38 protein-coding genes are annotated in these 23,655 nt (G+C 53.9%); 16 read left to right on the plus strand and 22 right to left on the minus strand.

Annotated features, from left to right (window positions below; genetic code table 11):
* Positions 1-2 precede the first annotated feature (2 nt).
* The 22 genes from DBR37_RS01585 to DBR37_RS01690 form a co-directional block, all read right to left on the minus strand.
* A complete protein-coding gene (locus tag DBR37_RS01585; RefSeq protein WP_233588243.1) occupies positions 3-470 on the minus strand; it encodes a hypothetical protein in 468 nt (155 codons plus the stop codon).
* Positions 467-922: a GNAT family N-acetyltransferase gene (locus DBR37_RS01590; protein ID WP_124572543.1), complete on the minus strand. Its 456-nt coding sequence runs from the start codon at positions 920-922 to the stop codon at positions 467-469. The genes DBR37_RS01585 and DBR37_RS01590 overlap by 4 nt, the downstream gene beginning before the upstream one ends.
* A gap of 2 nt (positions 923-924) precedes the next feature.
* On the minus strand, positions 925-1,368 hold the full coding sequence (locus DBR37_RS01595) for a GNAT family N-acetyltransferase (RefSeq protein ID WP_124572544.1): 444 nt from the start codon (positions 1,366-1,368) through the stop codon (positions 925-927).
* Complete coding sequence (locus tag DBR37_RS01600) at positions 1,361-3,511, minus strand: hypothetical protein (RefSeq protein ID WP_124572545.1); 2,151 nt, start codon at positions 3,509-3,511, stop codon at positions 1,361-1,363. The genes DBR37_RS01595 and DBR37_RS01600 overlap by 8 nt, the downstream gene beginning before the upstream one ends.
* Positions 3,511-4,092, minus strand: coding sequence for a hypothetical protein (locus tag DBR37_RS01605; protein ID WP_233588244.1), 582 nt, complete (start codon positions 4,090-4,092; stop codon positions 3,511-3,513). Before DBR37_RS01605 ends, DBR37_RS01600 begins: the two co-directional genes overlap by 1 nt.
* Before the next feature lie 66 nt (positions 4,093-4,158).
* On the minus strand, positions 4,159-4,620 hold the full coding sequence (locus DBR37_RS01610; protein ID WP_124572546.1) for a hypothetical protein: 462 nt from the start codon (positions 4,618-4,620) through the stop codon (positions 4,159-4,161).
* A 54-nt stretch (positions 4,621-4,674) separates the two neighbouring features.
* Positions 4,675-5,535 carry a phage capsid protein gene (locus DBR37_RS01615; RefSeq protein WP_124572547.1) on the minus strand — a complete coding sequence of 287 codons (861 nt, stop codon included), beginning with the start codon at positions 5,533-5,535 and terminating at the stop codon, positions 4,675-4,677.
* A 196-nt stretch (positions 5,536-5,731) separates the two neighbouring features.
* Positions 5,732-6,601, minus strand: a complete 870-nt coding sequence (locus DBR37_RS01620) for a hypothetical protein (protein WP_233588245.1) — start codon at positions 6,599-6,601, stop codon at positions 5,732-5,734.
* Entirely contained in the window at positions 6,579-6,836 is a 258-nt protein-coding gene (locus DBR37_RS01625) for a hypothetical protein (protein ID WP_124572549.1), read from the minus strand. Before DBR37_RS01625 ends, DBR37_RS01620 begins: the two co-directional genes overlap by 23 nt.
* A 1-nt stretch (position 6,837) precedes the next feature.
* Complete coding sequence (locus DBR37_RS01630; protein WP_124572550.1) at positions 6,838-8,475, minus strand: portal protein; 1,638 nt, start codon at positions 8,473-8,475, stop codon at positions 6,838-6,840.
* Positions 8,472-8,663 carry a hypothetical protein gene (locus DBR37_RS01635; RefSeq protein ID WP_124572551.1) on the minus strand — a complete coding sequence of 64 codons (192 nt, stop codon included), beginning with the start codon at positions 8,661-8,663 and terminating at the stop codon, positions 8,472-8,474. The genes DBR37_RS01630 and DBR37_RS01635 overlap by 4 nt, the downstream gene beginning before the upstream one ends.
* 3 nt (positions 8,664-8,666) lie before the next feature.
* Entirely contained in the window at positions 8,667-9,077 is a 411-nt protein-coding gene (locus tag DBR37_RS01640) for a hypothetical protein (RefSeq protein ID WP_124572552.1), read from the minus strand.
* Between the two features lie 74 nt (positions 9,078-9,151).
* Entirely contained in the window at positions 9,152-9,397 is a 246-nt protein-coding gene (locus tag DBR37_RS01645; RefSeq protein ID WP_124572553.1) for a hypothetical protein, read from the minus strand.
* Positions 9,398-9,399: 2 nt separating this feature from the next.
* Entirely contained in the window at positions 9,400-9,582 is a 183-nt protein-coding gene (locus DBR37_RS01650; RefSeq protein ID WP_124572554.1) for a hypothetical protein, read from the minus strand.
* Positions 9,579-10,079: a RusA family crossover junction endodeoxyribonuclease gene (locus DBR37_RS01655; protein ID WP_124572555.1), complete on the minus strand. Its 501-nt coding sequence runs from the start codon at positions 10,077-10,079 to the stop codon at positions 9,579-9,581. Before DBR37_RS01655 ends, DBR37_RS01650 begins: the two co-directional genes overlap by 4 nt.
* Positions 10,076-10,291, minus strand: coding sequence for a hypothetical protein (locus tag DBR37_RS01660; protein WP_124572556.1), 216 nt, complete (start codon positions 10,289-10,291; stop codon positions 10,076-10,078). Before DBR37_RS01660 ends, DBR37_RS01655 begins: the two co-directional genes overlap by 4 nt.
* On the minus strand, positions 10,288-11,118 hold the full coding sequence (locus DBR37_RS01665) for a hypothetical protein (protein WP_124572557.1): 831 nt from the start codon (positions 11,116-11,118) through the stop codon (positions 10,288-10,290). Before DBR37_RS01665 ends, DBR37_RS01660 begins: the two co-directional genes overlap by 4 nt.
* A 57-nt stretch (positions 11,119-11,175) precedes the next feature.
* Entirely contained in the window at positions 11,176-11,634 is a 459-nt protein-coding gene (locus tag DBR37_RS01670; protein ID WP_124572558.1) for a hypothetical protein, read from the minus strand.
* Complete coding sequence (locus DBR37_RS17185; protein ID WP_199739006.1) at positions 11,631-12,515, minus strand: hypothetical protein; 885 nt, start codon at positions 12,513-12,515, stop codon at positions 11,631-11,633. Before DBR37_RS17185 ends, DBR37_RS01670 begins: the two co-directional genes overlap by 4 nt.
* Positions 12,516-13,022 carry a DNA N-6-adenine-methyltransferase gene (locus DBR37_RS01680; RefSeq protein ID WP_124572559.1) on the minus strand — a complete coding sequence of 169 codons (507 nt, stop codon included), beginning with the start codon at positions 13,020-13,022 and terminating at the stop codon, positions 12,516-12,518.
* A gap of 2 nt (positions 13,023-13,024) precedes the next feature.
* Complete coding sequence (locus tag DBR37_RS01685; RefSeq protein ID WP_124572560.1) at positions 13,025-13,345, minus strand: CII family transcriptional regulator; 321 nt, start codon at positions 13,343-13,345, stop codon at positions 13,025-13,027.
* On the minus strand, positions 13,342-13,590 hold the full coding sequence (locus tag DBR37_RS01690) for a helix-turn-helix domain-containing protein (RefSeq protein WP_124572561.1): 249 nt from the start codon (positions 13,588-13,590) through the stop codon (positions 13,342-13,344). Before DBR37_RS01690 ends, DBR37_RS01685 begins: the two co-directional genes overlap by 4 nt.
* A 103-nt stretch (positions 13,591-13,693) precedes the next feature.
* On the opposite strand from DBR37_RS01690, the gene DBR37_RS01695 reads away from it, so the two are divergent.
* The 16 genes from DBR37_RS01695 (at position 13,694) to DBR37_RS01770 (ending at position 23,491) form a co-directional block, all read left to right on the plus strand.
* A complete protein-coding gene (locus tag DBR37_RS01695) occupies positions 13,694-14,038 on the plus strand; it encodes a helix-turn-helix transcriptional regulator (RefSeq protein ID WP_124572562.1) in 345 nt (114 codons plus the stop codon).
* Between the two features lie 382 nt (positions 14,039-14,420).
* On the plus strand, positions 14,421-14,774 hold the full coding sequence (locus DBR37_RS01700; protein ID WP_124572563.1) for a Rap1a/Tai family immunity protein: 354 nt from the start codon (positions 14,421-14,423) through the stop codon (positions 14,772-14,774).
* Between the two features lie 163 nt (positions 14,775-14,937).
* Complete coding sequence (locus tag DBR37_RS01705) at positions 14,938-15,321, plus strand: hypothetical protein (protein WP_124572564.1); 384 nt, start codon at positions 14,938-14,940, stop codon at positions 15,319-15,321.
* 154 nt (positions 15,322-15,475) lie between these two features.
* Complete coding sequence (locus tag DBR37_RS01710; protein ID WP_124572565.1) at positions 15,476-15,763, plus strand: hypothetical protein; 288 nt, start codon at positions 15,476-15,478, stop codon at positions 15,761-15,763.
* Positions 15,760-16,080 carry a hypothetical protein gene (locus tag DBR37_RS01715; protein WP_124572566.1) on the plus strand — a complete coding sequence of 107 codons (321 nt, stop codon included), beginning with the start codon at positions 15,760-15,762 and terminating at the stop codon, positions 16,078-16,080. The genes DBR37_RS01710 and DBR37_RS01715 overlap by 4 nt, the downstream gene beginning before the upstream one ends.
* An 84-nt stretch (positions 16,081-16,164) precedes the next feature.
* Positions 16,165-16,365 carry a hypothetical protein gene (locus tag DBR37_RS01720; RefSeq protein ID WP_124572567.1) on the plus strand — a complete coding sequence of 67 codons (201 nt, stop codon included), beginning with the start codon at positions 16,165-16,167 and terminating at the stop codon, positions 16,363-16,365.
* On the plus strand, positions 16,362-17,324 hold the full coding sequence (locus tag DBR37_RS01725; RefSeq protein ID WP_124572568.1) for a RecT family recombinase: 963 nt from the start codon (positions 16,362-16,364) through the stop codon (positions 17,322-17,324). The genes DBR37_RS01720 and DBR37_RS01725 overlap by 4 nt, the downstream gene beginning before the upstream one ends.
* A 4-nt stretch (positions 17,325-17,328) precedes the next feature.
* Positions 17,329-18,939, plus strand: a complete 1,611-nt coding sequence (locus DBR37_RS01730; protein ID WP_124572569.1) for a YqaJ viral recombinase family protein — start codon at positions 17,329-17,331, stop codon at positions 18,937-18,939.
* On the plus strand, positions 18,939-19,172 hold the full coding sequence (locus tag DBR37_RS01735; RefSeq protein ID WP_124572570.1) for a hypothetical protein: 234 nt from the start codon (positions 18,939-18,941) through the stop codon (positions 19,170-19,172). Before DBR37_RS01730 ends, DBR37_RS01735 begins: the two co-directional genes overlap by 1 nt.
* A complete protein-coding gene (locus tag DBR37_RS01740; RefSeq protein WP_124572571.1) occupies positions 19,159-19,743 on the plus strand; it encodes a hypothetical protein in 585 nt (194 codons plus the stop codon). The genes DBR37_RS01735 and DBR37_RS01740 overlap by 14 nt, the downstream gene beginning before the upstream one ends.
* A 534-nt stretch (positions 19,744-20,277) precedes the next feature.
* Positions 20,278-20,472, plus strand: a complete 195-nt coding sequence (locus DBR37_RS01745) for a hypothetical protein (RefSeq protein WP_124572572.1) — start codon at positions 20,278-20,280, stop codon at positions 20,470-20,472.
* Complete coding sequence (locus DBR37_RS01750; RefSeq protein ID WP_124572573.1) at positions 20,469-20,864, plus strand: hypothetical protein; 396 nt, start codon at positions 20,469-20,471, stop codon at positions 20,862-20,864. The genes DBR37_RS01745 and DBR37_RS01750 overlap by 4 nt, the downstream gene beginning before the upstream one ends.
* A 2-nt stretch (positions 20,865-20,866) precedes the next feature.
* The gene (locus DBR37_RS01755) at positions 20,867-21,886 is read left to right on the plus strand and encodes a hypothetical protein (RefSeq protein WP_124572574.1); all 1,020 of its coding nucleotides are present in this window, start codon (positions 20,867-20,869) and stop codon (positions 21,884-21,886) included.
* Positions 21,887-21,906: 20 nt separating this feature from the next.
* Complete coding sequence (locus tag DBR37_RS01760; protein ID WP_233588246.1) at positions 21,907-22,131, plus strand: hypothetical protein; 225 nt, start codon at positions 21,907-21,909, stop codon at positions 22,129-22,131.
* A 2-nt stretch (positions 22,132-22,133) separates the two neighbouring features.
* Positions 22,134-22,340 carry a DUF4224 domain-containing protein gene (locus DBR37_RS01765; RefSeq protein ID WP_124572576.1) on the plus strand — a complete coding sequence of 69 codons (207 nt, stop codon included), beginning with the start codon at positions 22,134-22,136 and terminating at the stop codon, positions 22,338-22,340.
* A gap of 38 nt (positions 22,341-22,378) precedes the next feature.
* Positions 22,379-23,491: a tyrosine-type recombinase/integrase gene (locus DBR37_RS01770; RefSeq protein ID WP_158610215.1), complete on the plus strand. Its 1,113-nt coding sequence runs from the start codon at positions 22,379-22,381 to the stop codon at positions 23,489-23,491.
* The last annotated feature ends 164 nt before the right edge of the window (positions 23,492-23,655 follow it).

Consider the following 23,655-nt stretch of genomic DNA (forward strand, 5'->3'; position numbering starts at 1 on the left):
GGCTACTCTCCGGTAATGATGATGGTGTTCAGTTTTGGATCCCGGCGCGACATAAGCATGTCGTGCTGGTCTGTAAATTCGGCTTCGGCTTCCTCAATCGACCTCGCGTCGGTCCGGAATGTCATCGTGATCGTGGTCTCTGCGTACGTGCGAAACGCCTGTTTGCGTCCTGCACTGGCAGGCAATACGACGTGACCGGAAACGCGCATGCTTTCCGCCTCACCAATCAGCACTTCCACATCGCCACAGATCGTCAACAAGGTGGCGACCTTAACCAGCGCGCCAGTGAGCAAAATTCCAGCAGGCATCACGATGGTTCGGGAGTACATGCCGCCATGCAGTACATGCAGTGTTTTCATCTGCACTTGCGGACATGTCAGGATCCGCTTTTCCAATTCGAACACATTGGAGATTGCCTGCCGCGTCATGGCATGAATGGCTGGTGGTTTGTTGGTTATGAGGTTTGTCATTGAAGAGCCTTAAAGAAAATACGCGCGGTATCGCGATATCCCACTCCTGGTAGCACTTGCTCAAGAACCCCGCCAATTGGTGCGCTGAACATGATTCCGACAGCACCAAGACCGCTTGCAATGTCTTCTGCCGCTTTCCGTAACTTGGTTGCAGCACCAGTCTTTCGATATCCCGAAGCCACGAAGTAGGATTCAGCGATAGCCACCATTTCACCGTAGTGAGGCAGCACAGGAACAATCAGGAACAGAAACCCGATGAGGCGACCATCCAGCTGAGCAGAGAATGCGTAAAAAACTCCCGCCGTTTCCATTGCTCGGTACGTCGGCAACTGTGGTGACACTGGTCCGATCTCATTATTTGCAGACTCAGCGGCATATTCAGCAAGCAATGCCGGTAGATCGGGGGAAGTCTCGATCAAAATCAAAGGACAACGTTTAACTTCTACTTTCATGATTACAACTCCATCCTGAATAATGTCCCGTCCTGCTCAAATCCAGCATAGCGGTACAGCTCTGACATGCGTTCTTCGTTGATTCCCGTAGTGATCCCCATCTTTAATACCTTTGCACCCTTGGCTTTGCACCAGATCTTGAATGCGGCTATCAGGCGTAAAGCGGTTATTCCATTTGACGAGGTTGGTTCGATCAAAAACGAATAGTCAAAGCCGAGCTGCTCGTCTGAAAACCAAAACTCTGTAACCCCACCGGCCAGCCCACCCACCACCACACCACCTCGCTCTGCGACAAAGACAACACCGGCGCCATTGATCAGGTTCACCAGCAATCGCGCTACCTTTGCCGCGTTGTAGGAGATCGGTGCATAGTCAGAGACGGCGTGCATGGCCTGGCCGAGCATCACCAATCGATCAACATCTGCAGCGGTAGCAGCTCTAATCATTGACAGTCAGCTTTCTAATAACGTTGAGCACATGAAACGGCGCCGGAAATGGGCATTCGATAATCTGGTGGGTCAAATAGATTGAATCGGATAGCGTGAACGTGCGGATATCGCCTTCTACCGTAGGCGGCGGCAAGTCCAGTACCGGAATGTCGAACTGACGGAACTCAGCCTCCTGCCCGTTGACGATCAGCGCCTGTGTATCCAAGACGCGGACAATAACGTTGGCCGTAGTAATCGGATTGCCCTGAGATGTCGAACCCTGCCCACCTAATTCCGGCTGCAGCAGTTCAATCAGTGGGTTGAACTTCAGCCCAATCTGAACAGACGACGCCGGCAGATCCAGTTCGATCTGACCACCTGTTACGGTGTACTCGCCGCTGTAAGCGTCGTCTGCGCGCACCTGGACAACTTTTCCTTCCAGGTGGGAAAGCCCAGTCCATACAGTTTTTGGAGTTGGGTCGCTGGCTACAACAGCGCAATCCACAAGGACATTGCGATCTAACACTTCGATATAGCGTTTCAGCACGCCGTTTATCACGCGGCTCACAATGACGTATGTGTCTTCGCCTATTGCCGTCGGGATTACGGCGATCGATTCAAACTTGCCATCGGTTATCCAGCGTCCCCAGCCTACGACCTCTTGTTCGATGTCGTATGCACAAACAGCCATCACGCCGTCATTACGTGGGGCGTAAAGAGTGGCATCTTGCTTCTCAAAGGCCAATTCCCGGATCCCGGATTTGGTAATGTGTTCAGCGAACACTGTGCGATCGGGCGATGAGAATCCATCGATGTCATAGCGGTACCCGAGCGACCTAACCTTCAACCCATCAGGACTGACATAAATCAACTCATTCCCTACCTTGATGGGCTTCACATCGTTTGCGCCAGAGCTGGATTCGTCATTCTTGTCGATGTTCGTCGGGGTAATTGGCTTCTCTTGCCCGCCGGTCAGGCTCATCTCGTCAGATTCAGTCAAGACTGCCATCTTACGCAGCGGGGACAAGTGCATGATCGGGCTGTTATTGGCTCCGTCCAACTCAAACGCAAAGGCTTCATCGTCTGCGATACCGATGCGGTAGCTTAGATATCCACGAATCTCGCTACCCCATATCGTTTGCGGATACTTGACAGTATTGGCCAGATACAAACGCTGCTTATTTATCGTTACCGAACGCGGATAACCACGCACCGCATTCCACGAATTGGCTTGTAATGTCCATGCAGTTGGCGGCGCGGCTACAGCACTTGTGACTTCGGTGAGTACGATTCCGGTTACAGACGTTGCACTACCAAATGCCGTGATCTTGACCAGACCTGCATTTACAGAAACGTATTTACCGACATCATCAGCACGCCATCCAGCGGCACTGAGCGTCAGTGTAATAACGGCGTCCACCACACCCGCAGCCGATGGCGTAAGCGTCGTATTTGGTGAGCCTTCGATCGTCCAGGTGCTTGGCGCAAGTGCGGTTGACGAAAACGGACTGGTGATATTCACTGTGGCTGAGGTTCCGCTGGCCACAGCTGTGATAGTGCCGACACCAGCACCAGAATCGATCTGGCGTCCAACGTCTGCGGCAAGGAAAATGGATGATGCCGCTGTCGCCGTCGTGCTACCGACGGCTGCAGAGCCGAGCGTTAATGCCACTGCAGGCGTAGTCCCGACTTCTGAGAACGGTTCAGTAACGAATGGTGTGTTTTCGATCTTCCATGACGTATCGCCGAATCGTTGCAGACGCTGAGGATAAACAGCTGCATGCGCCAGAAACGCAGTGTCTGCTTTCTGAACGAAAGTGATGCTAGGTAACTGGTCTGCAGTATAAGGCGTGGCAATCTCATATGCTCCGATACGCGCACGATTGCGGTAAAACCGCATGTAACCGATACCCATCTCCAACACATAAGCCTGGCTGCGGTTATAGATAAAACTGATTAGGCGAGCGACGTTTGATCCTTTCACCTCACCAATGAACCGTGTGCCCGGACGTCGCAACGCCCCGCCCTGCACCGTCAAAATGACGTTCTCCGCTCGTTTCAGCCCGTTCTGATATTTGGACACATCCATACGGCCATACGCAATACGAGGCGTCAGCTCGCCGGAAGTGAAGTTTGTCTGAATGATTGATGCGCGTGCCATCAGAACCGTCCAGTAATCAAGGCGAAGTCGTCGCTCAACTCCTCCGATGGATTCTCTTGCGCGTCGATACTACGTGCCACTTGAGCCATCTTTTTGTATTCATCTGCCAGTGAATCCCGAAGTGAGGTGGACTGCGTGAGCGGATATGCCATCTTCCAAACCATGCGAGCGATCATCAATTCGACAACCTTTGAATCCCAGTCAGACTCGTCAGACCTGAAAACATACTCGATTGGCAGCATCGTTCCCGATGCCAGGATCTTCTTGCGCTCAACTTTAAATTTCATGCAATTCGGGCTGCCTATGTCCTGGTCGCCAACTGACTTCAGACGCAAGAAATTGGATGGGAGTGCAAACTGTGCTGAAAAGCCAAAGGCCGGTACGGCTGCCATGGGAGCAAGCACAGCACGATCACTTGAGCAGTTCCAAGGATGCTCACGAAGGAGCGAATCTTTTTCAATGGAGTAGATGTTCTTGCAGAGTTTGGCGCGATCGTTCGGCTCGTCAAAGGAGGAAATGCCATCCTTGCCAAGCTGAAGAAATGCGGCACTGCAGATCGAAATATCGGTAGCGATGATCAACTCCCTTAAGGAAAAAGGGGCGACCGAAGCCGCCCCAAGACACCAACAGCAGCAGAGAGATAAAACTTACGGCGCGATGAATGGAATCTCAGCGCGGATTGCAGCGTTTGCCGTACCTGCAGCACCTGCCAAGGTGCCGTAGATTTCAACGTCTGCCGGCATTTCGTAGAACTGACCGCCGGTTACCTTTGTGCCGGTATTCAATTGAGCCGTGGCTGCAGTGGTGATTGCAGTTGCAGCACAAATTGCGGTGGCATCAATCGCAACCTTGGTGATCGCGTCACGGATGCCTAGCGACAATGTCAGCGAAGCAGCATTCGCAGCATTCGACAAGGTCATTGGGCACAGCAGACGAGAGCCTTTCGGCAGGATGATTCCGGTACCGAAGGTGCTGCCGTCTGCAGGCGACGCGTAAGTCGCCGGGGTGTCAATAATTGCTACGCGGTTACGGTTCTGGGTGGTTGCGGTTGCCTTGCGACCAGCAACTTGAGCCACCTTCGAACGCGTGAGAGTGTCAAGATCAGCCATGATTCATTCCTTTAAACGGTTGCGGCGCCAGGGTTCTGGCACCGCATGGTTTGCTTACTGGTAGGAGACTTGGACGACCTTCTTCTCGTCCTGACGGCCTGCGCCGTAGCTTCCTTCGATACTTACCTGCCAGGCGTTGCGCTTGTCCGGACGTTTATCAACGTCACCACGCTCGTCGCCGTAACCGAAGTGGATCGCGTCCTTGCTGTACGCAGCTGTGGTGCGAACACCGCCGACATTCAGCACGCGTTCGAATGGGATCCAGTTGAAGCCCATCCACTTTTCAGTCAGCGAGCCGGTTTGCAACATCTTCACCGCCATAAAGTCGGCCGATGTCAGCGTGGTATCGGACATGATTTGCGTCATGGCCAGCGAGTCGTACAGGAAGAACAGTTCTTGTTCGTCGTCGGTTTCGTTTTGACGGAAGATCGACTTGGTTTGAATGATCTTGGCCTTCGTCAAACCGGTGCCGCCGGCCGCGATGATTTGCGACGCTGGCAATGTGAAAGTCGCAGTACCATCCAGCGCGACAATCGGGTTCAACGCAGCCTGGAAGATCACGTCGTCGATCTTGCGGTTACGAGCCGCAACCAATTGCTGCATGTACTGGCCGCCGGTGACCGGATTGACCTTCATCTTCGGAATATCCATGCGGTCCAGCGGGATAGCCTTGAAGAAGTCACGCAGCGGCACGTTACGTGCGGTGTGATCTGGATCTGCCCAGAGGGTATCGCCCAGGCGAACGAGGGCTTCGTCCATCTCGACGGTGCCGAGGTTGTTGATAGTGAAGGATGCACCTTCGATCTGACCGCGGTCATAGATCGTTTTACGCAGGCGCGAGTCTTTTTGTTGAGCGAGCGTACGCAGCGAGTTATCAAACTGCGTCACAAACTGCTTGGTAATTGAATCAGGCATAGTGCCACCCCCATAAGGAATAAGAAAAAAGGTTTGTCGCGCCTTTTCAGGGGTGTCCGTTTCCGGGCCTTGTCTGGCAACACATCTGGTTTCCATTGCTGGGCAGATGCAGCAGATCATATTTTTTTTGCTTGTCGGAATCCCGACAAAATAAAAGCCACCGCAGTGGGTGGCTTTGTTATCGATCGGTAGTCACCTACTCTTTCGGCGTGTTCTTTGCGTAATACGCCGATACCTGAGCGGATACTTTCTTGTGATCAGGATGCTTTGCATCCATGTAGGCGGGGCTGGCCAAGGCGGCAGAGATGTCAAAGCCTGGCGGGATCGATCCATTTGCTGAGCCTGGCGTTTTGTCTTCGCTCATTTCCTTGCCGACCGCTGCGAGGATGCGGATTGCCATTGGGTTGTTTCCAAGGGCTTCGTTTACTTCTTTGTAGCTCAAACCAATCGATTCGGCGATTGTATTGGCAGCGCGATACGCGGCTTTAAAATTACCTTCCGAAGAATCTTTCCAGAGAGCTTCTAACTCTTTGGTTACCTCATCGGAGTTTGCCTTTTGTTGATCACCAACCATCTGTGGCAAAAGATCGTAATACTCGCCCATCACTTCTTCGTACTGCTTCTGTGATAGTCCCATTTCGTGGGCTTTTTTTGCAAAACGCTCTGTGTCCAGCTTCACATCCTTCAGAATTTCAGGAAGCGCAGGAGCCTTGTATTCGCTGTGTTCTTTGGGGCGCATATCGCCGGACCCCATTTTCTTTTCCAACGCAGCACGTGCTGTCTCTACCTTTTCCAGTGTCTTGTCCAGGTCGAGTGTGCCGTCTTCCTTCTTGACGTGATACTTTTCAGCCACGGATTCCGGCTTCCAGGCGGCTTCACCGCCGCCAGCGCCGTCTAACGCACTTCCATCCTGGCCACCTTGGTCACCACCTTCTCCGGCAGCTCCAGCAGCTCCGCCGGCCGCAGGATCTGGCAAAGTAGCGCCGTCGCCACCACCGCCGTTATCGCCGCCATCACCTGCAGCTTGTTCACGCATTACCCATTTATTGTTCTTGATTTTCATCATCTGCTCCTACGTTGTTGGCAAGGTTGATTTGTCGCACGATGTGCTGCACGACGTTGTGTTCCCCTGAGTTGAGGAATGTCTTCAGGATGGCGTCAACGCCGCCCGTGGTGGTTGCTGGTTTGCTGAACAGTAGGCAAAGGTGCTCGAGAATCAGCGCACCACGTGCGTCTGCTTCGAATATCTGGCGGTACATTTCCGGGGTAATCCGGTCAGGAATTGAGCGTTTGCTGTCCATGTTATTGCGCCATAGATGCTTCGATAGCCTTCTCGCCTGCTACCTGCTGAAGTTGCTGCTGCTGGGCCTGCTGTTGTGCTTGCTCGGCCGCTGCAATATCCGTCTTGCGCTTCTCGGTAAGCTGCTCCGGACCGCGCAGCAGGTTTGCCGGAACACCGAGCGCCAGGCCTTTTTCGTAGTTCGCGGCGTCCATGTCGATGACATCGAGCAATGCAGGGTTCTGTGCAGCGCTTGCGGTCTGGATGAGGCCGGCGATCAATGCATCGATTGCGTTGACCTGCTCCATTTTCTGGGCGCGTGCCAGTGGGTTGAGGTATTTAACGATGAAATCCCGGCCCTTCAATGTCTCCGGTATCGGGCCGAGTTCAGCTTCCAGAACCCCAGATCGGTACGCAATGGCAAAACAGCGCTCAACCATGACCTGCAAGTATTCACCCTGCAGCCTGGCGAACATTGGGCCCAGCTGTGCGCGGATTTTGTTGATTCGGGCTTGAACCTCGGTAGCGGACAGCACGCCGCCGGTCAGTGGTGTCAAGCTATCCGACATCAGAGACTTGCTGATTGACTGGCGCAGCTGGTCTGCTTTGGAAAATGAGACGTTGAAGTCGGCGCCGGTCTTCAACGGCGTCAGACTCTCCGGACTTGCCATCATGATGATCTTGCGCGCTCCCACTCGGGCGGTGCGCGGATTGAACACACCATCGTCCACCCCCTTCCACATGCCATAAATGGCAATATCCAGGCTTTCCATCTCCATGCGCAGGATATCGTTCAGCGTTTTGACATTCGGCAGGACATTGGAGCCGATCCCAGTGGCGTACGGCGTGCCGGGAATCAGGCGCCAGCGAGGTACCGCACATGGGAACTCATGGTAGCCAGACTCCCGCAACAGGGTCTTGGCATTGCATTCGATGTGAATTGAGCGAAACGGCAAGTTGTTCTTCAGGAAGCCTTTGCGGTCCTTGGCATTTGGCTCGATCATCCAGACGCACTCGACTGTTTCTGTCAGCTTGCCTTCCTCATACTTGCGGCGGCTGCTCTCGGAAACATTGTCCAGTCCATATTCGGTGACCAGCTGCTCGATTGTCGGCTGCCATACGCGGCAGATCGTATCGACACGGCCATTTGCCTTTGATGCGCCCACGTAGCACTGATACAGCGGCCACGATTCGAAGTTAAAGCCGCCAATCTCGTTGCCATCTGAGTCGCGGCGCTGGTCGATGTACATCACAAACCAACCGGCCGGCACCAGATCCGACAGGTTTTCGTACCCTACTGCATCGAATCCGGAATTGTGGATGTTCTCGAAAATGAACTGGCTTGCACCGTCCATCCAGCGAGTTTCATCCTCACGCGTCTGGCCAGCATCGATATCGAGCCAGCGTGAGTTTGCAGGGTGAACACCGGAAGCCAGCGAGGATTTAAGCACCTCGGCATCGTCCATTGCGGTGTTGTCGTAGAGTCGCGCACGTTGCGACTGAGCCGTATTGGCACCGGCCTCAATGAAGCCGTACCAGGCGGTCGCACGCTCAGGCGCAAGGTATTCGAATACCTCTTTCCATACCTGGTCGTATGGCTGGCGCTGGGCGACCATCTGTCCCTTGCGCCGCAGTACCTGATCTACGATTGATTCGCTCATTGTCCGAGTGTGGTTTTGCCATAACTGAGTGCGGTACCTGCGCCGGTTGACAGCGCAGATGCTTGTTGCACGCGCTTGCGTGCAGCTGTTGATTGGTTCGCTTTCTGGGCTGCTTCGGCGGCTGCTGCATCAGCTTCCGCCTTTGGATCCGTGCGAACCACTTCCGGTTGTTTACCGCCGCCACACATGACTTACGCCCGAGTCGCGAGAGTTGTTGCAGGGACAAACCAGCCTTCTTCGGTCAGGACCGGTACTTCTGGCTTGTTCTTCAAGACTTCGGACATGCTCGGCAGCTTTGCCGATGTCGGCATACTCGATGGCGCACGCTGCGCGGACAGCACCTTGACCATTGCGGCCAGCTCGGCAACTTGCTGCTGCAATGCGGCTGTGTCGCTGGCTGGTGGCAATGCTTCGTCTGGTGCTTTGGTGCCAGCGTCGTCACCAGTTACGGCTCCCGAGGCGGTGAAGGCATCGCCGGTGGCGCCTTGCGATCCGTCGCTGGCTGCGCCAGTTGTTGCGCCTTCTTGGTTCAATGCTGGGTCGGTGCCTGGTGTCTGCACGACGCGAGTGGTTTTTGCTGTGTTGCCGGTGGCTTTTGACATGTCGGTATCTCCGAGGAATTAGCGGGATGGAACAGCGCCGACTTTATCGGGAATCTTTGTCGGAATCCCGACAATCAGACCTTGAGCGCGGTGGCCTTTGGGAGCGTTTCGCGGGTGTTGCCGGTGACCGAGCACCACAACGCGATGAGTTTTTCGCCATCGATGTGGCGAGGGTTGGCATGTAGATCGCGCCAGCCGAGGATTGTGGTGCGCGGCACATCGATCGCCATGCCAATGGTCGCAGGCGTGTAGCCCTTCCGCTGGATGTCCAGCAAAACGTAGAACCAGTCAATCAGCAGTGGTTCGACGGGCTTCAGCATAGTTAGACCCCATCCTTCGGTGGCGTCCAGCCCAGCTTGATCAAGGCTTCGCGAGTCTGCGCGTCACCTGTTTGGATGATGTAACGGTACACGGCCTGATCCGTGCCATCCGTCCTTGACCGCACTGTCTGAATGATGTCCAGTCCATCGATTTGCGTATCCACGCTGTAATTGATAATGGTCATACGAGCGTAACTCCTACGATGTCTTCAGGATATGGAACCGGCTTCTCATCAAACATCGAAACCTGTGGCTGCTCGACGGCCAGCGCCGTGATTGTCACGACGACCCGGGCGCCGTGTTCGTCCGGCTCCATGCGTTCGGATGTCAACCGGCGAATCCATTTGTCATCCTCGATCACCAGGTCTTTCATCGAATCAAGCAGTACCTTGTTGGCATTGTCGATATCGAGACACATAACGCTGTCATCCCATGCCGCGCCGTCTTTCTTGACACGCTTCTGCCAATCCAGTGGACGCTTCGGATACAGCTTGATGTCGACGTGAACGCGGCCCGTGATCTTTGCCGTCACGCCCTGCGAACGACACGACGCTGCGGTTAAGGCGCGATACTCGCGGCCTTCCTTGGTCGGCAGAATCGCAAGATGGTTTTTCATCTTTACCGGCATCCAGTAGCGATTGACGCTGATCGGGTAAGGCAGCGTCAGGGTGATTGTCGTCATGGCTTCGTCATCCCCACCGAAAAAGCCGCCACACCGATGATCGCCAGCACAATGGCTGTACCGAACACCCAGGCCATGACCTCGCTGAACTGATCCTGCGTGTCGAAGGATTCCTGGTCGTCATCGTCCGGCAGCGCACGGTCAATCGCGCCCAGGTAGTCGCGGCGGCGCTGGATCTCGTCGCACATTGAGGTTTGGAATTTGGCTTTCATTGCGATTTGCCTACGAAAATGATCCGGAAAGTCCGATATTTCGAGCGGTGGTCCTGCTCGCAATAACGACGGAACGCATCTTCGTGCAGCTCACCTGGCAGCATGTCAATGCCGTGGCCAAGCGTGCCGCCCTTCCATGATCCCTTTTCTGGCCCTACCTGCTCGCTGAATTCGATGTCAAGGCTGCGCCGGATCTTCGGCTGACGGAACAGGCTCAAGAATTTGCACCATTTGTCACCGAAAAGCCATTCCCGCTCCTCAATGCGAGTCGTGGCTTGAATCAGTTTTCCGTCGTAGTCGTAGAAGTCAAACTTCGCGGTCGGAACGACATCCTTCACCGCACGCGCCACCTCCCAGCGTTCGCGCTTGCCTTCGGTCCAGAAATGCTTACCAGCGAGGTCATAGAAGCTGTGACGCACAAAACGCCATTCACGCCACGGCAGGAAAATGCATTTAGATTTTGATGTGCTGCTGTCCCATGTCTGAGGACCATAGTGCAAGTGCAGCGCGCCTTCGCTGAACGTGAAACCGAATTCACGGCGGAAAGTCTCGAAATAGTAATTCCGACCTTGACGCGCAATGGTGGCGGCGTCCCATGAATCGGCTATGTGCTTGATGCGAAAGTCATCGATCAGCTTTGGCAATTCCACGATAAGTGTGCGTCCGAAGGCGTGAAGCTTCAGATTGCATCCTGCGCTGCGGCAATCTGGATCGCCACCAGAGTCCAGCACAATGCCGAGCGGACGCCAGCCTTTCGTGCTGTGCTTGCTGTAGGTGAACGGCCAAAAGTGCTTGTCGTTGTCACTGTATCGACGCTTGAATTTCATCCTTACTCTCCCAGGTTGGTCTGCAAATGCGCGCACGCGCGCGTATATGTGGCTGCGTTACGCATGCTCTGGCACCGGGAAACTTGCTCGTTTCCAACTATCCGATGCGCCTGGATCAACCACCGGTGCGGATTGCGGCAGCAGGCTAAGTGCCGGCTGTGTGCCTTTGCAAACCTTTTCCAGTTCCGAATCCAGACGTGCATACCAACCCGATACGCTCTCACCAGACTGCAGCAGCAGATCGCTGCGCTGGTTCAATCGCAGATCGTTCTGAATCTCGCGGTAGACCTTTTCCCACTCGTAGCGGCTGCGGTAGCGGTTGATCTTTTCCATCGACAGGACGATGAACGAAAGGCGGTTCAGTTCGTTGCTGATGCGTGCCCACGAAATGGCGTCAGTGCCGGCGTGATAGCCGCAAAACCATTTGTCGGTACCGCCGGTGCTGTTGCTGGTGGTGCCCAGACATGGACAGCCATACGCCGCACAGCGGCTGGGGTCTACGGTGTGATCGTTCATGCTGGCGCTCCTTCACGTTTTCGTTTCTGGATTTCCTTGGTGATACGGTCTGCAAAGGCTGGGTAATCCTCGTTGCGATTGGCGAATAGCCCGAGTTCACGGCCCTTGCGTTCGATTCCTTCGTGTGTACGCTTCCAGGTGTTGTCGTCGCGCTTTGGCAGCAGCAGTTCGGCGACGATCGGTGCCAGGTAGTTCGGGTGGATATCGCCCTCGGTTTTGTACTGGCGCGCAGTCTCGACGGCGGCGGTCAACAACTGGTCGGTGATCTTTGGGTTACCTGCCCACTCGATGCAGTTGGGATGCATCGATGTCATAGGCTTGACGCCAAGGTTTCGGAGAAAGATCGCGACTTCGACGTGTCGTGATCGTGGTTCTCTCAGATTTTTATCGTCGTCAGTTTTTTCTGTCGCACTCGCGCCTACTGAGGTTGAAGTATCAGACGACCTGTTTTCTCCATTCCCTTCTACATCCCTTCCATTCCCTATCCCTTCCATTCCCTTCCCTTCCGGGGGTGAGGACTCGCCGAGTGTTCGACGAGGTGGTTTCGATAGATCGTCGGAATACTGCGGATATTTGAATGTTGGACGGTCAATCTTTTGATGGTGCCAGCCGTTGACGTGCCAATAATCCTTATTTTCTGAGGTGTACAGCGTGATTAAGTTATTCGACGACAATTCGTCGATTAGTCGCTGAACGTCCGACGAGGTAAAATCGTCAGACGGGAATATTTCGGCTTTCAGGGTTCGTGCGCTGGCCGGGTGATTTCCACCGTCGTCGCAGAAATTCCACATGCCGATGAAAAGTAGACGAGCGATCGGCGAACACTCCATGATCTGTTCGCTGGTCCAGAATTCTGGTTTGGTTGTGCGTATGCGTGCCATTTATGCCACCGATTGTTTTGGGTACATCAAGAAGCCACGATCAGATAGGCGCTGCAGAGCAGTGACGGATTCCTTACCCCACGCAAAGAAGACGTTTGCAGCACCAGATCGAGATTTTTTATGTTTGTTCTCATGGCCAGGTACAAAATCAATGCGACCAGCGACGAACAGCACTGCGTCAGCCGTCGATATCGATTCCTGGAACCATGCAGCGTCAGTACGGGAGAAAACCAGGGCAATGCCATTGCCATGCGCGCACATCCGGCGCATCCATTGCGGAGTCCATCTTGAGTATGGTGGGTTCAGCCATATGCGGCCCTCCCAAGGTTTCGATAGACCATCATCAAAGACGGTGTAACGATTCTTTACAGGGATCCAGTCCAGTACATAGTCGTGCGGCGACGATGGATCCAGATCGAACGTAATCCCAAGGCGTTCAAATACCCACGGCGGTGTATACCACTCGACGGATTTGGCTTTCGTGGATTCGTGAACGAAACCGAGCATGCCTAACCCCGCAGCCTTTGCAACTCGCCTTCAAGATCAGCGCGCAACCAGTTAAAGGCCATACGCTTCAAGGCGCGCTGGTCTTCCTTATCTACGACCACGGCATCGGCTGGGGCGACTTGAAGTCCGATCGCAGCGAGTAAATGCGATACGTCTTCAATCTTTTCTGCCATTCGACTAACAGTGCTGGCAGATACCCCCATGCAACCCGCTGCATGGACCTGCGTCACGTCTGCAAGGCGTCGCAAAATCTCGCCCTGTATCGTTGCAGCATCTTTGCGTGTGCTTTCAACCTTGTCCGGCGAAACTGTTTCTGTGCTCATGACGCGGCCTGTTCTACATCGGTGGCGGGCGTACGCAAATACGCCCAGTCGACCTCTGTGTTCAGTTCCTCGCATTTCACCTGTCCACCGGTAAGGCGTTCAATCTGTGGGCAGTGTTCAGCCGGGACTTGTCGCCCCTCGCCTTTCCACTGATTTACAGCGGATTTCGAGACGCCGAGAGCCTTTGCCAGATCAACCTGCGACCCGAGAATTCGAGCCGCTTCATCAATTGCATGGGATGTCATGTCTAACTTTCAGGGTTCATTTAGAACGGAGTATAGGAATTCTATACAACATAGTCAAGAAAATATAGACCCGTCGCGTTTAGCTAGACTTTACGATGCGGAAATGAAACTAAGTGAGTGGATCCTTCGAAGCCGTCAGGTTGCCAATCTGACGCAGACTCAATTAGGCGATGCCTTGGGCGTCACTAAAGGGAACGTGTCGGCATGGGAGAACGACCGGCATGAGCCGAGCTGGTCACAAATGATCAAAATCAGCGAATTGACCGGCACCCCACTACCGCTACCCAAGAGTCTGGATAGCACCGTAACCGACTGGCCTTTCCGTTTATCTCGTGCCGACTTTGACAAGTTGCCACCCGACGAAATAGAAAGGGTCAATGGCTTTATTGAATTCACATACGCCAACTGGCAACACGCTCATCAAACGAAAAGTAAAAAAACAGCTTGAGCTGCAGCTACGGCCGACAGCTGTGATTTTCAATTTTCCCTTGCGGAGAGTCGCCCTTGAATGAATTTTCCTGGCTGAAGACATTGTCGGATACGGAGATCGACAGGCTAGCTGACGACATTATGCTTAAAACAGCGTTTTCCTCCATCCCCAAATGGCAATGCTGGGCCATTGGTATATTCATCTTCTTTGGCTTAGGAATCGGTCTAAATTTTATCAATACAGTTATCGACAGAACTGGGTATGTAGACTGGCTTCAGTTTGCAATAGGATGCTTAACCGTATTCGCTTTCGTCCGAATATGTCAGCGTGAATCGAGTCACAGAAAACTACAAAACGCCTTACGTGAAGAAATAGAAAAACGTTCAAACTAGGGGAAGATATGCATAAGAAAATAGTCGCAGCTGCAGCATTAACACTTGCGGCATCTAGCGCGATGTCAATGGACGGCAACGATCTGTACAAAATGTGCGCTACCTCAGAGAAAGACCCGACCAGGGGAATCTGTATCGGCTATGTGCGGGGTTTCATTGAAGGCTTGCAGGGGCAAGCATGGATGACCAAAACCGATATGGTCTTCTGCGCACCTAAGAATATGCAGTTCGGACAAGCAGTCGATATTTTCACCAACTATTTGCGGGACAGACCTGAAGACAGACACAGTGATGCTGGAATTCTTTTGGTCGCTTCAATGGCTCGAGCGTATCCATGCCCTGGAAATCGGAAACCGCAATAATAAACCCTACAAATAACCGCCTTCGGGCGGTTTTTTTACGCCTGTAGAAACCACAAAGTAAAGAATTTATGCACTGGAGTAAATATTTTCTTGACCTTAATGTATAGTTTTCCTATACTCGCTTCAACGGTTCAGCAAATGAGCCATCCACTTGGAGCGAAATATGAACGCCTTAGCCACCGAACAACGCAAGTACGACCGCCAAGAACCTGGCGACACCGCGATCTACTTCCGTAAAGACGGAGTCGAGTTCAACGCAGATATCCACACCAGCCGCTTCCCAACCACCTACGCAGCTGATCAGCAGGTCGAGTGCTTCATCGCTGAACTGGTAGCGGCTCCAAACAAAGACATCTTCCTTGAAAACAATCTGGGCGCCCTGCCCCGATCGGCGTCGTCCGAATACGCCCTGCACGTTGCCGTGGCACAGCAATGGGTAAAGGACAACGCAGCGGTAGGCGACACCATCGGCCCTGTGTTCTGGCAGTGGGCGAAGAACGCGACTTATACGGCTATGCGCTACGGCTGGTATCCGGCGCAGGCGTAAGTGGCAGCAAGGTGAGCTGCCACCACCCGCAGCCGACTGACGTGTCCGATAAATCGTCCTGGTTCCCGCGCCAGCTTTTAAGGCGGGAAATACAAACAACAGCGAGAACGACATGACTACAGCACATACAGCAACGCCAGATATTCGCCAAACTATGTCCGGATGCACTGAAATCTGGACTTCGCCGAAAAACGGCGTTCGCGTCGCTGCGTTCACCACAAAAAAGCAAGCGGAGACTTTTGCAAAAGCACTGCAAACAAGCGTGATAACGGCTATCCATGCTCACGATGATCTGGTTGAGTATTTCAACGCATCCGAATCGCTGCAACTCACCATTGGCCACGAAAACGCATCAGCTGATGACGAAGCGAAGGCCGAAGATCGCTTCCAGGTGGCGCGCAAAGCCGTTCGTTCCGCACTCGCCAAAGCAGGTGCAGCATGAGCGCCGTCACCAACATCCTGACTTCGTTCAAGCACGGCGCTATCACCCAGGCGCAGGCCGCTGCCGAGATAGAGGAGCTGATCGAGTTGGAGCGCTTGCAGCTGCGGGATGAGTTTGCCGGGAAAGCATTGATTACTTGCGCAGCCTACGCAACGGCCGACATTGAGACATGGAATGCGGATGACTTTGCCAAGCATGCGTATCTGGTTGCCGACGCAATGCTCAAAGCCCGCGCCGCAACTTGCGCAAAATCGCAAACACTCGCCCATTACGGTGAACAGGCGCGGCTGGCTGCGCGGGAAGGCGGTGCCAAATGACCGCCCTGCTCGATCGCCACCAGTGGATTCCCCTCACCGGCCTGCTGGTGCTGCTGCTCATCTCTTCTACGTTCTGAGGCCAGCATGAAAACCACACGAACCATGTCCGAGATTGGCCGCAATCAATTCGGTTTCCCGCCGCTGAGTCCGCTTGAGCGTGCGCGCCAGACCGCATCCGCTGCCCGTCTGCGTATAGAGCAAACGTGCAACTGCAAACACTGCCAGCAGCAGGAAAAGCTGGCTTCCGTTCAAAACATCGTCAACAACTGGAGCAAAAAGCAATGAGTCAACTTACTACTACCACGCAAGAAAACCCAATTGCCGTTGCTTCTGCGGCAATGATGATGAATCCAGAGCATATGCGCGCGCTGGTTTCGTTCTCCGAAATGATGGCCAAATCAGCCGTCACTGTTCCTAAGCATCTGCAAGGCAAACCAGCCGACTGCTTGGCAATCTCGATGCAGGCCGCGCAATGGGGCATGAATCCCTTCGCCGTCGCACAGAAAACGCACCTGGTAAACGGCGTATTGGGCTACGAAGCGCAACTGGTTAATGCCGTCATTCAATCCTCCGGCGCGATCAAAGGTGCCTTTCAGTACGAATACAAAGGCGAAGCCAACAATCTGGAATGCCGCGTCGGTGCCGTCCTTCACGGCAACACCGATGTCACTTGGGGCGAATGGCTGAAGAAAATCGACGTCACAACCCAAAACTCGCCACTGTGGAAGACAAATCCTAAGCAGCAAATGGGCTATCTGCAGGTCAAGAACTGGGCGCGCCTGTACTGCCCTGGTGCAATTCTTGGTGTCTACACGGATGATGAACTGGTCGACGCCGGTCCGGTCACTCGCGAAATGGGCAACGCTCAGGAAGTGAGTACATCCCGCACTGAGCGGCCGGCGTATGCAGACGAACAGTTTGCAAAAAATCTCCCTGCCTGGACGAAGCTGATCACCGACGGCAAGAAAACACCTGACCAGATCATTGCCACCGTCCAGAGCAAAGCGACTCTGTCGGACGTGCAAAGGCAACAGATTCTCAACATAAAGCAAGCCACGGTCATCGAGAACGAAGGCCATGACGCAACAGAAAAGCATCCACTCGAAATCCAGATGGACAAAGCAGAGAGCGAGGATGACTTGCACGCGTTGGCTGATCAGATCCGCGACATGAAAGACCCGGACGACGTTCAATTTTTGACCGAAGTCTATCAAGCAAACCTCGAACGACTCACGAAAGGCTAATCGAATGAAGACTCACGACCTCGTACAAGGATCCCCAGAGTGGGACGAATTCCGACTGAATCACTTTGGCGCAAGCGAAGCCGCTGCCATGCTCGGGCTGTCGCCAAAGGTGAAACGTTCGGAACTGCTGCACATGAAGTGGACAGGCAACGCTAAAGAATTCAGCAAATTTGTTCAGGAAAGAATTTTGGACAAAGGCCACGAAGTCGAAGCGCTGGCGCGTCCGCTTGTCGAAGAAGAAATAGGCGAAGACCTTTTCCCTGTCACCTGTTCGGAAGGCTTGCTGTCTGCATCCTGCGACGGCCTGACTATGGGCGAAGACATCGCCTTCGAACACAAGCTGTGGAACGAGGAACTTGCAGCAGCTGTAAAAAACTGTGAATTGCCTGACGAATACATGCCGCAATGTCAGCAGATCATGATGGTCACTGGCTGTAAGAAGGTTTTCTTCACGGTGTCCGATGGCACAGCGGACAAGATGGTCTGTATGGCCGTGCCACCAAGTCAGCAATGGTTCGAACGGATCCGCGCAGGCTGGGAGCAATTCGAAAAAGATCTCGAAACATACACGCCGCCGGATGTAAAAGCCGAATCAGTTGGCCGCACGCCTGAATCGCTGCCATCACTGCGAATTGAAGTCACCGGCATGGTCACAGCCAGCAACCTGGTTCAGTTCAAGGAACACGCGCTGGAAGTATTCGCCGGCATCAATCGTGACCTGAAAACAGATCAAGACTTTGCCGATGCCGAGAAAACCGTGAAATGGTGCGGCGATGTTGAAGACCGCCTGAAGGCTGCCAAGGCGCACGCCCTGAGCCAAACCGAATCGATTGACGTGCTGTTTAAGGCCATAGATGACATCACGGCTGAAGCGCGTAATACCCGTCTGGAACTAGACAAGCTGGTCAAGGCGCGTAAAGAGCAAGTACGCACCGACATCTATAACGAAGGTGTGAACGCCCTGCGCGACCATATTGCACACCTGAATGCGCGGCTCGGCAAGCCCTACATGCCAAACATTACGGCTGACTTCGCTGGCGCAATGCGCGGTAAGAAAACTGTGGCCAGCCTGCGTGATGCCGTCAGCACCACGCTAGCCACGGCCAAGATCGAAGCCAACGCCATTGCGGACAAGATCGAAATCAATCTGAAGGCATTGCGCGAACAGGCAATGGATTACGCATTCCTGTTTTCCGATACCTCATTGCTGGTCATGAAAGCCGCAGATGATCTGCAAGCCGTCATCACTGCCCGTATCAGCGAACACAAGGAACGCGTAGCAGAAGACGAACGCAAAAAAGAAGCCGCGAAAGCCGAAGTACCCGAAGCTGAATCTGCGCCGGTACCGGTTGCAGCGGCGGTCAAGTCTGAACCGGTGAAGCAGCCTGCCCATGTACCTACCGTGGCCACGCCACCGACTCTGCGCCTCGGTCAGATCTGTGAGCGTTTGGGCTTCACCGTAAATGCTGAGTTCCTTGCTGGTCTTGGCTTCACTGCCACGATCGAGAAAGGCGCAAAGCTGTACCACGAAGAAGACTTCGGCGGCATCTGCCTGGCAATCAGCAATCACATTGCAGTGGTTGCCCGCGAGTACCGTTTCGAGATCGCTGCCTAATGAAACGCATAAGCACATGGCTAGCCCTGCGTTGCAAGGAAGCTGTATTCCAGCAGTTTCTGGGGGTGTCTGACGAGCGCACAGCAGTACGCGCCGTTAGAGCCATGTGCGACGTGAAATCCCGTCGGGAAATCGACACCAGCAAAGTAGCGCAGCACCTGTTCCACCAAATGATTCGCCTGCCGTATTCCACATACCTGACCGAAAAGGAAAATCAAGATGCAACCTTTTAAAATCAATCAGCAAGTCAAACTCGCGTCGGTTAATCCGCGCGCAGAAATTCACGGCGAAGAACGTAAAGCCGCGTATGACCTCAAATTCGAAGCGCAATGCCCTGCTTCCGTGCTGAGTCACTTCGATCCAGAACTGGCCGCCCTGCTCTACAAGAAACCAGACGACCCTGATCTGGCAGAGCAAGCGGATCCGGACGCAGCCACGTCGCCACGCTTCCCGAAAATGTCCGGCTTCAAATGGGACTACGAAACCACCGGTAACAAGCTGGTCATTGATTACGGCCTTGGCGGTGACAGCAACATCACTTTATCCGATACCAAACTGGATAAATTCAGCTTCATGCCGCAGAACGGCGGCACGGTCCTGGTCATGTTTCGCGCAATTGTCCATCCAGAAACCGCGCATGTCGGCCTGTTGTGCGATCGCATTCAGCAAAACATCGACCTGGTGATTGAACCGCTGAAGCCGCAGGAAGAAGGCGACCTGTTGAAAGGTGCGCGCACCAGCAAGAAAACCACCAAGGCTGAGGCCGAAGCGCAGTTCAGCGGCCAGCCTGCACCAGTCGAGTAATCGTATTCCCCACTGGACCGGGGTCTCTTCATATTCCGTGGCCGGGCGGTGATCCAGACGGCAAATAGCAGCACCAAGAAAGCAAGGGCGGCGTGGAAGGTAGTTACGCAGAGCACGCAAAACTGGAAATATGCCGGGACTATAAACCGGGGAAGAAAATTGTCACCCGCTACCAGCTTTGTGCGGGCGTGATATGCGAGAGACGTCAGACAGTCTCATGCTGGGTTGGTGTCCAGCCCCTTGCTTTGTTGGTGAATGCGCAGGCTGATGCGCTCAAGTGCGGGAAAAAACCCCTGATGTAGTTCAGGGACCGGAGGTGAAAGCCTAGTTCGCTGGAGACGGCGGTACGGTCAGACCCGTTTGATGCTGGTGAATCGACACCCGAAGGCAGAACATCGCACCGTCGTGAAACTTAGGCTGGTTGGAGTCCAGTCAGGCCGGAAGAAATCAGTACCGGCCACCAACACGCGGGGAAGCATGGAGCAACACAGTTCCGCGTAAAAGCAAAGCCATGCATTGGAGTGCAACACGGCGGTGAAAGCCCGCGCCGGAGACGTAACCGGCACCCTACAACAGCAACTTGAAACCATGACAACCGAAGCCAAGAAAATTCGCCAGGCGTATGAGGAAGGTAAAGCCTTTAGGCAGCCAGAGATTGATCAGCTGAAGGCCGAGATTGTGGAATTAAAACGCCAATTGAGTGAACAACAGCAGAAGGAACCAGCATGAAGGATCGTTGCATCCACTTCACCGGCATTCAGCACGATGCATGTCTTAAACATGTGAACTATATCGATCTTGCCGGTGAATCTGAATTTGGAAGTGCACTTCGGATCCCGTGTACTGGTCGTACCGGCGCCGGTGTCCAGCAATGCCCACATTACCAAGTTCCAACAGCCGAAGAAGTCGCCGCATATGAAGCCGAATGCGATGCATACATGGAAAAAGTGAAGACAGTTTTAAAGGTGGTGGATGTGTGGCGCAAAAAGCTTCCCATCGGTAAAGAGGAAGTCATCGAATGTCCTGCATGCAATGGACAGCTGCACCTCTCGCAGTCGAATTGGAACGGTCACATACGTGCAGCTTGTGAAACAGCCGGTTGCGTTAAATGGATGGAATAAATATGACAATCAAAAACCTAGACGGCGACAAGGAAGCAGTGTCGGCAAAGGCAATACGGAAAGTTGGCTATCCGGAATGCAGCGGCGATCCTTCTTCGTGCCCTGAGAACGAAGGTCACGGTTGCTGCAAGCCTAACGCCGCCCCTCAACAGCCGGTAGCCGCCAGTAGTGTGCCGACATCCAGCCTGCCAGAGCGCGACCCATCGAAGCCAGCAGAGGCACAAGGCTTGTTCCGCAAGTTCGACGTGAGCCGCGTAGATGGTAGCGATGCGCCGGGCGGAAAGCACTATGGCTGCGAATACTTCGTTCTGGACGTTGATCACGATCCGCATGCCCCTGCCGCCCTTCGCGCCTATGGCGAGGCTTGCAGGGACACGCACCCGCAGTTGTCGGCTGAATTAATGGCGCGGCACTCCACCAATCAGCCAGTACAAGCCAAGGCGCTGACGGATGAGCGCGCAGCCTTTGAACAATGGTGCGTTCGTAAAGGCTACAACACCAATAAATGGCATGGCGATGGCTCTGTATATGTTGATGGCTACACTTTGAGCTGCTGGGAGGCGTGGCAAGCCCGCGCCCTGCTCGCCTCGCAACCGTCGGTAACAGGCGCATATGTAGGGGATCGTTCGGAACTGCCATTGCATGAGTACAACGCAGATGAAATAGAAAACGGTGAGCGCTGGTTAAAAGGCGAAACACTAGCATCGGCACCGGCTGATGTGGCGGCAGTGCGTGATGACGATGCCAAGGTTCTGAAGTGGCTTTTTGAAGATGCTGATTGGACAATCCGCCACGTTCGTGCGGATGGCAACCTGATGCATGCAAACGAGGTAGCCGCACTTAGAAACGATGGCGTTACCGATGGATTGACATCGATGTGGACTCTCACTTTCTACAACGACTACGGCCTGACAGAAGACGAAGACGATGCGGAAACTGGCGTTCGCAAAGCGGTCGATGAATTCAATCGTTTGTATGCCGCCCCTACCGCGCAACCGCAAGCCGATGGGGTGAAGCCGTGAGCCAATCAAAACGAGGATCCTTGATCGAAGCCATCATCAACGTGCTGATCGGGTTCGCAATCAACTTTTCAGCGAACGCCCTGATTTTTCCGCTGTTCGGATGGCATCTGTCCGCAGCCACAAACCTGAAACTTGGACTGATTTACACGGCAATATCCATTGCACGTTCTTACTGTATTCGCCGCTGGTTCAACAGCATGATCAAGAAGGCAGCGCAGAAAATTGAAGCATCGACGGAGGCATAGCCATGACAGACCTCGCACTTTCAGACATCGAGATCCACGAAATCACCGGTTACGCACGCCCGACCAAGCAGATGGAAGTGCTCAAGAGTCTGGGCATTCCGGCACGCCGTCGGCCGGATAACAGCGTCCTGGTGCTGCGTATGCATATGGTGCACCCTGCTACAGTAGCGCCTACCGATGAGCCAAAACTGAAACCTATCCGCAAATGAACCGAGCCAGAAAGACCGGGAAAGGACTGCCGCGCCGCGTGTACTTGAAGAACGGCGCGTACCGCTTTTACTCTGCCGAACTGATCACCGACCCCAAAGACGGTAAGCAAAAGCGCTGGATTACTCTGGCGCCGGAAGCTGCTGGCGAGTCGGCCATGCTCTTGGCACTGGGTGCACTGCTGCAGGATAAGAAGTCACTCACCGGCAGCATGCCTTATGTCTGCGATCAGTTCCGACTGCACAAGCTAGGTCGCTACTCCGTCGAGACACAGGCCACCTATAAGCAGTATCTGGAAACCATTGCCACCGCCTTTGAGGATTTCGCCGCGGCGCAGGTAACTACAAAATCCTGCGCAGACTTTATTCGCACCAACTTTGCCGACAAACCTAACACCGCACAGAAATACGTCGCCCTTATGCGCCGCCTGTTCAAGTACGTAATTTCCGAACTCGGCCTGCGCCACGATAACCCGCTAGACCAGATCGACCTATCCAACTATGAGACCGTGCGCCGCGAGGTGCTGCCGACGCATGACCAGGTGCAGGCAATCAGAACAGCCGGTATGACAAGCACGCCACGTAAAAGCACTGGCGCTACATATCCGACAGCCAGCGGACCGATGTTCTGCTGCCTGATCGACATCGCCTATCTGCTTTGGCAGCGCGCAATCGATGTCCGGACACTCAAAGAATCCCAGATCGTCGACGGATATATTCGCTTCAAGCCAAGCAAGACCGCCAAGTCGAGCGGTAAGACCGTCGACATAGTTATCACCCCTCAAATTCAGGAAGTTCTGGACCGGGCACGTGCGATCAAAAAGGGATACAAGGTCAATGGCCAGCCCCTGATTACCCCGTACCTGTTCCCAACTATGAAGGGTGAGCCATACAGTAAAAGTGGTTTATTCTCAATGTGGGACCGCGCCCGTGATCGGCTCGGAATCGGCAAGGATTCACCGCCACACGAACGTATTCAGTTCCGCGACTTACGCGCGCTGGGTGCCACCGATGCCGCTAAATCAGGCGAACAGCGGCAAGCGATCCAGACAAGACTGGCACATACGTCAGGCAAAACGTCTGATATTTACATCAAGGAATCGGTACCAGAACGGTCGTCGATTGAGCAAAAACTGCCGTGGAAATCTGTCTAATATCGAAAGTAGCAACCACGCTACATAAGGCATTCAAGCAGCTTTGACTACCACTGTATATTAGACAAACTATTTCAAGACCCGCATTGTGCAACGCTTTGCACGGTTCGCATTCCTGCATGGGGTGCAAGGGGTCGTGTGTTCGAATCACACCGTCCCGACCA

It is taken from the genome of Herminiimonas sp. KBW02 (assembly GCF_003852535.1).
Taxonomy (GTDB): Bacteria; Pseudomonadota; Gammaproteobacteria; order Burkholderiales; family Burkholderiaceae_D; genus Oxalicibacterium.